Genomic DNA, 12,680 nt, shown 5'->3' with positions numbered 1-12,680 from the left:
CGACGCAGCCGCGAGCCGGGAGGGGACATTCGTTCTTACCAAGCCATCGTAAACGCGCGGGGCCATACCCCTGCGCCATTCACGCTGCGGGCGCAACGGGGCGCATGCAGGGGCGCCGTCAGGCCTGCGCGGCCATCCGCGCCATCCAGTCCTCGACGTCGTCGATCTGCTTGGGGATGGCGGCCGACAGCCATTCGGGGCCGTTGTCCGTCATGAGCACGTCGTCCTCGATGCGGATGCCGATGCCGCGGAATTCCGGCGGCACCAGCAGGTCGTCCTCGCGGAAATAGAGGCCCGGCTCAATCGTGAACACCATGCCCGGCGTCAGCGGCGCGCCCTGGTAGCTTTCGTAGCGCGCCTCGGAGCAGTCGTGCACGTCCAGGCCCAGATGGTGCGCCACGCCGCAGGCATGCCAGCGGCGATGCTGCTGGCCTTCGGGGGAGAGCGCCTCGTCGACGTCCACCGGAAGGATGCCCCATTCCTTGAGCGACGTGGCCAGCGAGCGCATGCAGGCATGGTGGATGTCGGAATAGGTGCGGTACGGCTGGGCCGCCTCGAAACCGGCCTGCTGGGCGTCCAGCACGGCCTGGTAGAGCATCTTCTGGAAGTCGGTGAACCTGCCGTTGGCGGGGAACGTGCGCGTGATGTCGGCCGTGTAGAGGCTGTCGACCTCCACGCCGGCGTCGATGAGCAGCAGGTCGCCGCCTTCGATGGTGCCGGTGTTGCGCATCCAATGCAGGATCGGGGCGTGGGCGCCGGAGGCGACGATCGTGTCGTAGCCGACCGCGTTGCCCTCTTCGCGGGCCACCGAATTGAACGCCCCCTCGAGGATGCGTTCGCTGCGCGGCTTGCCCAGCGCGCCCGGCAGCGCGCGCAGCATGTTGTCGAAGCCCTGCTTCGTGGCCGCGATGGCCTTGCGCATCTCGCCGATTTCATAGGCGTCCTTTTCCAGGCGCGCCTCGGAAGCGTATTCGGCCAGCTCATCGTCGGCTGCCTCGTTGTCGTCCGCGTCGTCGAAGCCGTTCGCCATGCGCGCGTTCTCCACCAGCGCCGTGACGGCGGGGTCGGTGGCGCGCATCATGCGGATGCGCACGCCGTCCTTGCCCAGCGCGTCGCCCAGCTGCGCCAGGTCGGCCGTCTCGATGCCGGTCATCGCCTCGAGCTCCTTGAGGCCGGCGCGGGGGCCCACCCAGTATTCGCCGTAGTGCGCGTCCTTGAAGAAGTCCTGCGTATAGTGGTTGGCCCGCGGCGGCACGAACAGCTGCGCCGTGTGGGTCGCCGAGCCTTCCTGCCCGTCCGCGCCGGCAACCGGGTTGAGCACCAGCACGGAGCCGGCCTCGTAGTCCTGGCCCAGGCCCGTGTAGTACGCGAACGCGGAATCGGGGCGGAACATGTAGTCGCAGTCGTTGTTGCGCGCCTTCGGGACGCCGGCCGGAATCACGATGCGCTCGCCGGGGAACCGGCGGCCGAGCGCGGCCAGGCGCGCCGGAGTCCACGAAGCCGCCTCGAGGCGCTCGGTGCGCGGCTCGTTGTCGTCCCATCCGGTCGTCATGAACTCCACGAACGCGTCGGAACGCGGGGAGAGGGTGCGGTTGTTGTTGCGGTCCTCCATCGCCTGGGTACCGTCGTGTGATGCTTGTGCCATTTCGCTTCCTTTGCCGCGTCCGGACGCATGGCCCGCTGCCACCCCGTGCCGGACGCTGGATTGCATGTACGCCCCATACTACTCAGCCGGCGGCGGCATCCGCGTTCCGGCGAGCAGGAGCGCGAGTAGAATGGCGCCCGTGAACGGCCCAGCAGGCAGAGCATAGCGAGGAGCAGGCAATGGCAGACGAATACAACGGCACCAGCGAAGCGTTCCGGGCGGTGGAGCGCGACATCATGTCGCGGCCGAGCGAACGCAATACCACCAATCTCGACCTGAAGCGCATGAAGATGATCCTCGACCTGTTCGGCAACCCCGAGAAGTCGATGCGCGTCATCCACGTCACCGGCACGAACGGCAAGGGCTCGACCGCGCGCATGGCCGAGGCGCTGTGCCGGGCCTATGGCATGCGCACCGGCCTGTACACGTCGCCGCACCTCGAGAAGGTCAGCGAGCGCATCGCCATCGACGGGCAGAGCATTTCCGACGAGGACTTCGTCGAGCTGTGGGGCCAGGTCAAGGATCTCGTGGCGATGGTCGACGCGGCGATGGACCGGCAGGGCGACCCGCGGATGAGCTTCTTCGAGGTGCTGACCGCCATGGCGATCTGGAAATTCGCCGATGCGCCGGTCGACGTCGCCATCGTCGAGGTCGGCATGGGAGGCCGGTGGGACGCCACGAACGTGCTGGATGCGGACGCGGCCGTCATCGGCCCGATCGACATGGACCACATGGCATGGCTTGGCGACACCGTCGAGCAGATCGCCTCGGAGAAGGTCGGCATCATCAAGCCTGGCTCGACGGCGATCATCGGCCGCCAGCCGCACGAGGACGAGGTCATGCCCATCATCGACGAAGCGGTGCAGGAGAACAAGGCCACCCTCGTCCGCGACGGCGAGGAAGCCCGGGTCGTGTCGCGCGTGCCGGCCGTGGGCGGCCAGATGGTGACGTTCGAAACGCCGGCCGGACGCTACGAGGACGTCCCGCTCGCCAAGTTCGGCGAGCACCAGGCGCACAATGCGCTGGCGGCGCTGTGCGCGGCGGAAACGGTCATACCGGTCAGCGGCGCGCTGGACGGCGACCTGGTGGCGCAGGCGTTCAGCCAGGTCAAGGTGCCCGGGCGCATCGAGCAGATCCGCACGTCGCCGACGATCATCCTCGACGGCGGCCATAACGTCAACGCCGCCGAGGCGCTGCGCGACGCCATCGAGGAGAACTACGACTTCACGCAGCTGGTCGGCGTCGTCGCGATGATGGGCGACAAGCAGGTGGAGGAATACCTCGGCGTGCTCGAGCCGCTGCTGTCGGAAGTCATCGTCACGCAGAATTCCTGGAAGGAACGCTGCATGCCGGCCGAGGAGCTCGGCAAGGTGGCGGCCAAGGTGTTCGGCGAAGAGCGCGTCACCGTCGTGCCCGACCTGCCGGATGCCATCCAGGCGGCCGTCGACCGCGTGGACAGCGAGGACGAGCTGGGCGTCGGCTATGGCCACGGCGTGCTCGTATGCGGCAGCTTCGTGACGGCCGGCGATGCGCGCATCCTGCTCAAGGAATCGATCCATCCGGACCTGAAGGTCCCCAAGGACCAGCGCGCGCACCAGCCGGTGGTCACGCCGCTGGCCGCGCCGGAACCCGTCGACGAGGCCCAGCTCGATTTCGAAACGGATGCCAACCCCGATTTCGACGTCGACGACGTCCTCGACCTCAAGCGCTACGCGGACGGCAGCGTCGAGGAAGAGTCCCAGCAGCAGTGGATCGACCGCATGACGCAGCAGGAGCTCGACGACGTCGAGGACGCCCCCGAAGTGGCCGAAACGGCGACCGACGAGGGGTGAGGGCTGCGCCGGCTGCCGCCAGCGCATGACGCCGCGGCGGCAGCCGGCGCAGGCAGCGCAATCCGGCGCCGGAAAGGGAAGCCCCGAAGCCCCTACCGGTAATGGATGACGGTATGGGTGATGACCGTGTGCCCGTCTTCCTGGCAGCAGCGGTCCAGCGTGACCTTGAGCCGTTCATACAGGCATGCGGGCGCCGTTTCGGGGCGCAGGTAGGCGCGCATTGTCTCGATCATCATGCGCTCGCGTTCGTCGCAGCGGCACTCGTCGAACTGCTCGCCGTCGTCGCCTTCCGGCTCGGCATCGGCATCGGCATCAACAAAGAACTGCATCGTCAGGCCTCGCTTCCGGCTAGGATCTCATCGTGGGCATGGGCGTCCGCCGTGCTGGCGGCCGCCGCGCGCGGGCGTGGGGCCGAGGCCGTGGCGCCCTGCGCGCCTTTCGCGGACCTGACGGCCTTCTTCGGGCGCTTGCCCCGGCCGTCGGCCTTCATATGGCCGCCCTTGCCGTAGCCGCGTTCGGCCCCGAACTCCTCGAGCTCGGCGCGCAGCTGCGTGCGGGCGCGGTTCAGCCGGCTCATCACCGTGCCGATCGGCACGCCCTGCTCCTGCGCAATCTGGCGGTACGACTTGCCGTCGATCGCCGCGTCGATGAAGATCTGGCGCCGCTCGGGGCTGAGCGAATCAAGCGCCGCGATGATCTCCGCCGGCGCGTAGCCCTCCAGGAACTCCTGCTCGGCGGACTTGAGGCCCTGCGGCTGGTGTTCGGATGCCTCGTAGATGTCCCAGTCGTCGTATTCGCCGGTCGAGCCATTGGCCCGCTGCGGCCGGCGCTTCATCTTCGCATAGTGGTTGAAGAACGCGTTGCGTTCGATCGTCGCCATCCATGCGTCGAAGTTGGAGCCCTCCCGGAATGTATCGAACGCCTTGAAGCCGCGCTCGAACGTATCCTGCACCAGGTCCTGCGCGTCTTCGGGATTGTTCGTATAGCGCATCGCCTGCCGGTACAGCGCGTCGACGGCCGGCAGCGCCAGCGCCTCGAACCGCGCCCTCTTCTCGTCCAGCGTTTCCGGCGCGCTGGCTGCGCCCTGTTCTTGCGTCACGGCTCCATTCTATCGGCTTGCGCACCCCCTACGCCGGCGTTTCAGCTGCCGATAGAGCGGGCGCGTTAGAATGCATGTCAGATTTTCCAGACGCAACCCCTGGCGCAAGCCGCGCCATTGACAAGGAGCTTCGCAATGTCCGTTTCGCTGCATTCCGCCGCGACGTTGCTCTACGAGCAGGGCCTTCTGCACGAGATCATCCTTGGCGACCTGTGGACGCTCGACCCTTCCGACATTCCGGACAGCGGCAAGCCGTTCACGTCCGTCACCTACAACACGAAGGAAGTGACGCCCGGCTCGCTGCTGTTCTGCAAGGGGCGCTTCAAGCCCGAATACATGCAGGGCGTCGACGACAGGGGGCTGGGCACCTACGTCGCCACGCAGGACCTGTCGGCGTATACGAAGGCGCCGGGGCTGATCGTATCGGACGCCTCGAAGGCGATGAGCCTGCTGTCGGCGATGTTCTTCGGATACCCGCAGGACGAGCTCACCGTCATCGGCGTGACCGGCACGAAAGGCAAGACGACGACGTCCTACTTCACGCAGGCCATCATCTCGGCTGCATCGGGAGGCAAGGCCGCGCTGTTCTCGTCGGTCGACAACTGCCTGGACGGCCATACGTACGTGGAATCGGACCTGACGACGCCTGAATCGCTGGATGCGTTCCGCATGATGCGCCAGGCCGTCGATAACGGCATGGAGTACCTCGTCATGGAGGTGTCGAGCCAGGCCTACAAGGTCAGCCGCGTCTACGGCCTCGAATTCGACGTGGCGGCGTTCCTCAATATCTCGCCGGACCATATTTCGCCGATCGAGCACCCCACGTTCGAGGACTACCTGTACTGCAAGCGCCAGCTCGTGGCCAATACGGGCGCGCTGGTGCTGGGCGCCGAATGCGAGCATCGCGGCCTCATCGGCCAGGACGCGGCCCTGGCCGGCGTGCCGGTCACGACGTTCGCGCTGGACGACCCTGCCGCCGACGTCGTGGCGGTGCCGGCCGACGAACGGCATACCGCCTTCTCGATCCGCGCGTTCGGCGAGGATCTGGGCACCGTCTCGCTCGCCCTCGATGGCGATTTCAACTATGCGAACGCGGCGGCCGCCGTAGCGCTGGCCGCGGCCGCCGGCGTCGATGTCGGCCCCGAAAGCCTCAAGGCCATGGAAAGCGTCCGCATCTCCGGGCGCATGGAGGAATTCGGCGACGGGGACGGCAACGTGCTCGCCATCGTCGACTACGCGCATAACTACGCATCCGTCAAGGCGCTGCTTGACTTCGTCGACCAGCGCTACGGCGAGCGCGATCCGGAAGTGACGCTGGTCACCGGGTCCGCCGGCGACAAGGCATTCGACCGGCGCCAGGAGATGGTCGAGGCGGCGCAGGACCGCATCGCGCACCTGATCCTCACCCATGAGGACACCGACACCGAATCCATCGCCGGCATTTGCCGCACGATGCTCGGCTACGTTACTAACCCGGCGCTCGACGCCTCCATCATTCTCAACCGCACCGAAGCGCTCGAAACGGCGTTGGCCGACGCGCGGCGGCGCGCCGCGGCAGGGCGCATGCAGATCGTGCTGGTCATCGGCAAGGGCAACGAACGGTGGCTGAAAGTCAACAACCGGCACATGCCGTACGAAGGCGACGACGCGGTGGTGGAACGCGTCCTCGCGGCCCCGGCAGCCGCAGGCGCCTGAATCCTGTTCCTTACAGTAATCTTCTTTCACCAGGCATAAGCACAACCAACGAAACGGGAGACCATGCAACCCACTATGGTAATTGAACGCGTCAAGCCGGCGACGATGGAAGCGAACGCGGCGGCCGCCGGCATCGAGCTGCCCATCGAGCAGACCGGCGTCTGGGCCGATTTCCAGGCCGGCATTCCGGGGCGGCGCCCCTGGGGTTCGCTGCTGATCCGCGACCACGGCGCCGGGGACGCCGTCGTGGCGGTCATTTCGCTGATCGACATGGAAACGCACGGGTACCATTACCTGCGTTCCATCCACGGGCCGGCGTGGAAGGCCAAGCCGACGCCGCAGCAGGAGGAAGCCGCGCTGGAAGCGCTGCTGAAGTTCATCAGGCTGCACGACAAGCACGTCGCATTCGTGCGCATCGATACCTGGTATAGCCATCCGGGCGAGCAGCCGGTGCTGTCGACCGTGCCGTACAACGCCACCGTCGTCCTGGACGTCACCGGCGGCGAGGACGAGATCCTCTCGCGCATGAAGCCGCGCGGACGGCGCGACGTGCGCAAGGCGCTGCGCGAATGCCCGGCCGAGATCGCCGACGAGACGCAGCAGGCAGCCGCCGATTTCACCGACTACTACAAGGTCATGGTCGAGACGGCCCGGCGCGACGGGTTCAACCCGGCGCCGATGAGCGACTATACCGACATGATCAAGGCGCTCGGCCCCGACCATTGCCGCGTCTTCGCCGGGCGCGTTGACGGCAAGGTCGTCGCATGGGCGATCGTGGCAGCCGAAGGCAAGACCGGCATCTACTACTATGCGTCGATGCTTTCCGAGGTGCGCCGGCTGCATGTGCCCGACAAGCTGCTGTTCACCGTCGCGACGACGCTGGGGCAGGAGGGTTTCGAGAAGCTCGACCTGATGGGCATCGGCAACGACTTCGCCCCCTCGCTCAAGTCGCTCAACGAGTTCAAGACGAAGTTCTCCAAGGAAATCACCGAAGTGGCCGCGGCCCATGATTTCCCGCTCAAGAAGGGCCTGTACAAGGGGCTCGTGCTGCTCAAGGAGCTGCGTGGCAAGCTGCGCAGGAAGCCGTCGGCCGAAGCGGGCACGAAGGGCGGCAAGACCAGCAAGGACTGGAAGGGTGGCAACGCCCCGAAGGCGCCCAACGACGCAAAGGCCGGCGACGCCCCGAAGGGCGGCAATGGCGTGGAATCCGGCAACGCTGCGAAATCCGGCAACGACGTGAAATCCGGCAACGCCGCGAAATAGCGGCGGGATAACGGCAGGGCCCGTTCCGCGTAAGCGGAACGGGCCCTGTGCATATATGCGATGGTTCGTGCAGGGCGGCGCTGCCGGCTACCGGCCGGTTGTCGCCGCAGCCGCCGCGCCCGCAGGATCAGGCGTTCGGGCGCTTGCCGTGGTTGGCGGCCTTCTTACGACGATCCTTGCGCTTGCGTCCGCGCATACCCATGATGGTCTCCTTTTCATTGCAATGAATAAGCCACAAGGGATTATCGCATCCGCACGCGACTATTGGGCGTTGCCTTCCTCGACGACGCCGATGAGGATGTCGGTGACGCTGCTCGAGCCCGGCTCGATGACGATGAGGTCGTCGCCGGTGCGGAAGGCGTTCGCGTAGGCGGTCTGCGGCTCGACGGCGACGCCGGCGGGGTGGATGCTTTCGGGAAAGCCGGTGCCGTCGCACACCTGGAAGCTGGTGATCGTCTCATCGCCGACGATGCGCACCACCATGCCGTCCGGGCGCGTGAACAGCGCCGTCACCGTGCCGTCTTCCCCGTGTTCAAGCCCGGTCAGCGCATCGTCGTAGGGCTGCATGTCGAGCAGGCGCCCTTCGCGGAAATCGAACTTGCCGCCGTCGACCGGTTCGGTGCCCACCGGGATGAGGTTCCCGTTGACGCATACGTGCGTAGACGCCGGAATCTGCAGGCGGCAGGCGGCGTTGTCGGGGTCGATCGCGTCGCCGTAGGCATCGCGGCCATTCGCCAGCCATGGATGCAGCGCCATCGCCCATGGCGCGCGCTTGTCGCCGTGGTTCGTTGCGTCGACGGTGATGTGCATGCCGTCGTCGTCAAGGCGGTAGGTGATCGTCACGACGACGTCGAACGGGTAGCCCTCCATGTCCGGCACGCGCCACCACAGCCGCACGGCGTCCTCCGTGAGGTAGTCGAGGTTCCAGTAGGCGCGGTAACCGTAGCCGTGGATGGCGTTGTTGCGTTCATGCTCGTCGATCGGCAGGCTGTAGTCGACGCCATCGAACGTATATTCGCCGGCTTCGATGCGGTTGGGGAACGGCACCAGCGGCTGCCCGGCGCAGCATTTGACGAGGTCGTCGGCGCCGAAGGACGCCAGGACGTCGCGGCCCCTGTAGCGCAGCACGCGCAGCACGGCGCCCAGTTCGGTGACGGTGGCGGCGTAGTCGCCATGGGCGATGGTGTATTGCTGGCCGGTACGCGGCGGCAGATTGCGTTCAATCATGGATCACTCCGTTGTGTTTATGTGCTTTCTTGTTGTTTTTCGTTCGCTTATGAACGGTTATGAGCCATCATAGCGCGATATGGCGCAGCTTGCGTGCGGCGTTGCATGCGCATGCGGCGCTGGGCGCCATGCCGCAGGTGCGGTTAGGATGGATAGCCATGAGCAAGAAGATCATCCTCGCCGATCCACGCGGCTTCTGCGCCGGCGTCGACCGCGCCATCCAGACGGTCCAGACGATCCTGAAGACGTCGTCGCCGCGAGGCGACGGGCTGCCGCCGGTGTACGTGCGCCGCCAGATCGTCCATAACCGCCATGTCGTGGAGGTGCTCAAGGAGCAGGGCGCCGTCTTCGTCGAGGAACTCGCCGAAGTGCCGCAGGAAGCCGCCGAAGCCGGCATACCGGTGGTGTTCTCGGCGCACGGCGTGGCGCCCGAGGTGCAGGAACAGGCCAGGGAACGCGGCATGTTCGTCGTCGACGCCACCTGCCCGCTGGTATCGAAGGTGCATCGGGAGGTGCAGCGCTTCGCCCGCGAAGGCTATGAAATCATCTATATCGGCCATCGGGGCCATGACGAAGCCGTTGGCGTGGTGGGGGAGAGCCCGCAGCACGTGCATCTGATCGAGCACGAGGACGACGTGGACGCGCTGGACTTCACCGAAAGCACCAGGCTTGTGCTGCTGACGCAGACGACGCTCTCGGTCGACGAAACATCCGGCACAATCGCCGCGCTGCAGCGGCGGTTCCCGCGGATCGAACTGCCGCCCAGCTCGGACATCTGCTATGCGACGAGCAACCGGCAGGCGGCCGTCAAGGCCGCGGCCGAGCGCAGCGACTGCATGGTCGTCGTCGGCTCGGCCAACTCGTCGAATTCGGTGCGGCTCATGGAAGTGGCGGCCGAAGCGCTGGGGGAACGGGGACGGGCCCATCGCGTGGACGACGCCGGCGAAATGGACGACCGCTGGTTCGAGGGCGTGCAGGCCGTCGGCGTCTCGTCGGGCGCGTCGGTGCCCGACGAGCTGGTTTCCGGCGTCGTCGCGCGGCTGCAATCGCTTGGCTTCACCGACATCGAACCGGTGGAAACGGTCCGTGAAACCATGCACTTCGTCCTGCCCGCCGCCCTGCGCAAATAGGAAGGGCGGTGGCTTCGACGCCCGGACCTACGATAGAGGCATGGCGAAGAAGAAGCATGTGAAGGGCGCCGGGTCCACGCCGGCCACCGTCGAGCTGGAGAAGGCCGGCGTGCCGTTTGAAATCCACGAATACGAGCATTCGAACGACGATGCGGAAGGCTACGGCCTTGAAGCGGCCCGCAAGCTCGGCTACGACGAGCGCCAGGTGTTCAAGACGCTGATGGCCGACACCGGCTCCGAGCGCGTCGTCGGCATCGTGCCCGTGTCGGGGCATATGGACCTGAAGGCGCTCGCGGCGGCCGTCGGCGCTAAGAAATGCGCAATGGCCGACCCGAAGGTGGCCATGCGCGAAAGCGGCTACATCGTCGGCGGCATTTCGCCGCTTGGCCAGCGCGCGAAGCATGCCACCGTGCTGGACGACAGCGCGCTTGGCTTCGACGTCATCCTCGTGTCCGGCGGCAAGCGCGGCTTCTCCATCGGCGTCGCCCCGCAGGACCTGCTGGACGTCCTGGGCGCCAAGGCCGCCGCGATCTCCACCTGGTAGGCGCAGCGCCTGCCGCGGATGGCGATTCTCGGTGGCGCGTCGAAGCGCGCCGCTCGGAGCGCTTCGACGCGCATGCGCCCGATGGCTCCCGCGCCGCGGAACAGCGGACAACGAACGGAAAAGGGGCTCCCTGACGGGGAGCCCCTCTCTGCTTCAGTCAGCGCGATGCTGCGGGAGGTTTCACTCGGAAATCTCAGCGAAGTACAGCAGCGTGCGGATCATGTTGCAGGTGAAGCCGTACTCGTTGTCGTACCAGGAGACGGTGCGCACCATCGTCAGGCCGTCGACTTCGTTGACATCGGTCTGCGTCGGGTCGAAGACGCCGCCGTGGGTGTCGCCGATGATGTCGGAGGACACGATGCCGTCTTCGTTGTAGCCGTAGTAGTCGGTGGTGGCGAAGGCTTCCTTGAACTTGGCGTTGATTTCGTCAACGGTCGTCGACTTGTCAAGCACGGTGGTCAGCTCGGTGACGGAGCCGTCCGGAACCTGGATGCGCTGGGCATGGCCCTGCAGCTTGCCGTTGACGGACGGGACGACCTTGCCGATGGCCTTGGCGGCGCCGGTGGAATGCGGGATCGTGTTGATCGCGGCGGCGCGGTTGTTGCGGCCCTTCGGGAAGCGCGGGCCGTCGAGCAGCATCTGGGTGCCGGTGTAGGCGTGGATCGTCGTCATGAAGCCGGCCTGGATGCCCCAGTTCTCGTCGAGGAGCTTGACCATGGCGGCCATCGAGTTGGTGGTGCAGGAACCGGCGGACACGATGGCGTCCTCCGGGCGCAGGATGTCGTGGTTCACGCCGAACACCACGGTCGGGGTGGTGTCGTCCTTGGCCGGGGCGGAGATGAGGACCTTCTTGGCGCCGGCGTCCAGGTGGGCCTGGCTCTTCTCGGCGGAGGTGTAGAAACCGGTGCACTCGAGGACGAATTCGACGCCGTCGTTCGCAACCCACGGGATGTTCTTGGCGTCGCGCTCGGCGTACACCTTGTATTCCTTGCCGTCGACGACGATGGCGTCATCGGTGGAGGTGACTTCGACCGGGGTGCCGTCGTCGTGGCGGAACGTGCCGTGCGTGCTGTCGTACTTCAGCAGGTAGGCGAGCATCGACGGAGTGGTCAGATCGTTGATGGCGGCGACTTCGATGTCGGAGGCTTCGCCACCGCGAGCCTGGAGCTCGAAGATGCGGCGGAATGCCAGGCGGCCGATGCGGCCAAAGCCGTTGATACCAATCTTAACTGTCATGTAGTTCTCCCTTGAGGGGGTTTCCTTCCGTCCGCAGTCGGCCGGCACGCCGGCAGCCCAGACGGGAATGTGTGGAAACCGTGGTTAACCAACAGCCCCTACTCTAATGGCTTTCATTGACGAAGGCCAGCATTGCCGCGTCTTGGCCGCGCATGTCTGCCTGCCGCCGGCTGCGTTCGGTGGGTTCGGTGGCCAGGATGGGGGAGATGCGGGTGTCGAGTTCCCCTAGATTCCCGTCGAATGCGTGGAACAGCCGGCGCCGCGGCGCCGCCACGAGCGCCGGGTAGGTGACCAGCAGCGTGCCGTGGGCCACGCTGACGCGCCCCTCGACGCCGGGAAGGAATTCGTTGCTCACGCCCTGCACGACGTCGTTGGTCAGCGTGGCGTCGCGCAGTTCGTATTTCAGCCCCGGTTCGCTGACGCCGGCGGCCACGTCCGAATGGGCGAAGACCGACACCATGACGTCTTCCTGGCACCCGGTGGCGGCCGGTTCGTGCGCGGCGAACGCGAGCTCGCCGTCGCAGACGGCCGTGACGACCTGGCGGCCCGCATGCAGGTAGCCGGCGCCGCCGCGTTCGGCGAGCAGCGCCATCAGCTGCATGGCGGAAATCACATGGTCGATGCGCGAGCCGGTGGCGCCGAAGACGTCGAATTCGCGCAAGCCGAGCGACCACCCGAATTTCAGCGCGCTGAGCAGGTCGGGGTCGTCCTTTTCCGGAGGCAGCACGACGGTGCGCGTGCCCTGGGGGAGGGCGCCATGCACCGAATCGAGGTCCCCGACGACATAGCCGGGCACGATGCCGCGCCGGCATGCCTCGTCGTAGCCGCCGTCCACGGCGATGACGGTATCGCCGCAGGCCGGCGCGATCGGTTCGTCCGTATAGCTTCCCGCAGCCAGCAGGATGCCGTGCCTGTTCGTTTCCATGCCCCCGATTGTGCCCCGCGCCCCCTACTCGCATGCAGGCGGTGTCGCAAGCCCTGGCAGTGGCAGGAGGGTCGACTGCGCTTC

The 12,680-nt window shown here is 66.6% G+C and carries 11 protein-coding genes and 1 pseudogene; 5 read left to right on the top strand and 7 right to left on the bottom strand.

Annotation, left to right across the window (positions count from 1 at the left end):
- Positions 1-118: 118 nt before the first annotated feature.
- Positions 119-1,645: an aminopeptidase P family protein gene (locus tag AC1AXT_RS02075; protein ID WP_476540264.1), complete on the bottom strand. Its 1,527-nt coding sequence runs from the start codon at positions 1,643-1,645 to the stop codon at positions 119-121.
- Between the two features lie 179 nt (positions 1,646-1,824).
- On the opposite strand from AC1AXT_RS02075, the gene AC1AXT_RS02070 reads away from it, so the two are divergent.
- Positions 1,825-3,477, top strand: coding sequence for a bifunctional folylpolyglutamate synthase/dihydrofolate synthase (locus AC1AXT_RS02070; protein ID WP_476540262.1), 1,653 nt, complete (start codon positions 1,825-1,827; stop codon positions 3,475-3,477).
- Positions 3,478-3,569: 92 nt separating this feature from the next.
- Here the strand turns inward: AC1AXT_RS02070 and AC1AXT_RS02065 are convergent, their stop codons facing one another.
- A complete protein-coding gene (locus AC1AXT_RS02065) occupies positions 3,570-3,806 on the bottom strand; it encodes a hypothetical protein (protein WP_476540260.1) in 237 nt (78 codons plus the stop codon).
- Positions 3,807-3,808: 2 nt separating this feature from the next.
- Positions 3,809-4,576: a sigma-70 family RNA polymerase sigma factor gene (locus tag AC1AXT_RS02060; RefSeq protein ID WP_476540258.1), complete on the bottom strand. Its 768-nt coding sequence runs from the start codon at positions 4,574-4,576 to the stop codon at positions 3,809-3,811.
- Positions 4,577-4,711: 135 nt separating this feature from the next.
- Here AC1AXT_RS02060 and AC1AXT_RS02055 point away from each other — a divergent pair, with 135 nt between their 5' ends.
- Both AC1AXT_RS02055 and AC1AXT_RS02050 read left to right on the top strand, forming a co-directional pair.
- Positions 4,712-6,271: a UDP-N-acetylmuramoyl-L-alanyl-D-glutamate--2,6-diaminopimelate ligase gene (locus AC1AXT_RS02055; protein ID WP_476540256.1), complete on the top strand. Its 1,560-nt coding sequence runs from the start codon at positions 4,712-4,714 to the stop codon at positions 6,269-6,271.
- A gap of 75 nt (positions 6,272-6,346) precedes the next feature.
- Positions 6,347-7,351, top strand: a pseudogene (locus tag AC1AXT_RS02050) (lipid II:glycine glycyltransferase FemX); the annotation flags it as partial.
- Positions 7,352-7,661: 310 nt separating this feature from the next.
- On the opposite strand, the gene AC1AXT_RS02045 reads toward AC1AXT_RS02050, so the two are convergent.
- Together AC1AXT_RS02045 and AC1AXT_RS02040 are read right to left on the bottom strand one after the other, a co-directional pair.
- Positions 7,662-7,736: a 50S ribosomal protein bL37 gene (locus AC1AXT_RS02045; protein ID WP_003817083.1), complete on the bottom strand. Its 75-nt coding sequence runs from the start codon at positions 7,734-7,736 to the stop codon at positions 7,662-7,664.
- 59 nt (positions 7,737-7,795) lie between these two features.
- Positions 7,796-8,761: an aldose 1-epimerase family protein gene (locus tag AC1AXT_RS02040; protein WP_476540254.1), complete on the bottom strand. Its 966-nt coding sequence runs from the start codon at positions 8,759-8,761 to the stop codon at positions 7,796-7,798.
- Positions 8,762-8,919: 158 nt separating this feature from the next.
- Between AC1AXT_RS02040 and AC1AXT_RS02035 the strand changes: the two genes are divergently transcribed.
- On the top strand, positions 8,920-9,891 hold the full coding sequence (locus AC1AXT_RS02035) for a 4-hydroxy-3-methylbut-2-enyl diphosphate reductase (RefSeq protein WP_476540252.1): 972 nt from the start codon (positions 8,920-8,922) through the stop codon (positions 9,889-9,891).
- A gap of 40 nt (positions 9,892-9,931) precedes the next feature.
- Positions 9,932-10,435: a Cys-tRNA(Pro) deacylase gene (gene ybaK, locus AC1AXT_RS02030; protein ID WP_476540250.1), complete on the top strand. Its 504-nt coding sequence runs from the start codon at positions 9,932-9,934 to the stop codon at positions 10,433-10,435.
- Between the two features lie 180 nt (positions 10,436-10,615).
- Here ybaK and gap read toward each other — a convergent pair whose 3' ends face one another.
- Together gap and AC1AXT_RS02020 are read right to left on the bottom strand one after the other, a co-directional pair.
- Positions 10,616-11,671: a type I glyceraldehyde-3-phosphate dehydrogenase gene (gap, locus tag AC1AXT_RS02025; protein WP_476540248.1), complete on the bottom strand. Its 1,056-nt coding sequence runs from the start codon at positions 11,669-11,671 to the stop codon at positions 10,616-10,618.
- Positions 11,672-11,774: 103 nt separating this feature from the next.
- A complete protein-coding gene (locus AC1AXT_RS02020; protein ID WP_476540246.1) occupies positions 11,775-12,596 on the bottom strand; it encodes a thiamine diphosphokinase in 822 nt (273 codons plus the stop codon).
- Between the last annotated feature and the right edge of the window lie 84 nt (positions 12,597-12,680).

The sequence above is a fragment of the Bifidobacterium sp. LH_450 genome, assembly GCF_056356715.1.
The sequence above is the reverse complement of the archived record's forward strand: the minus strand, read 5'-3'. Positions and strand labels throughout refer to the sequence as shown.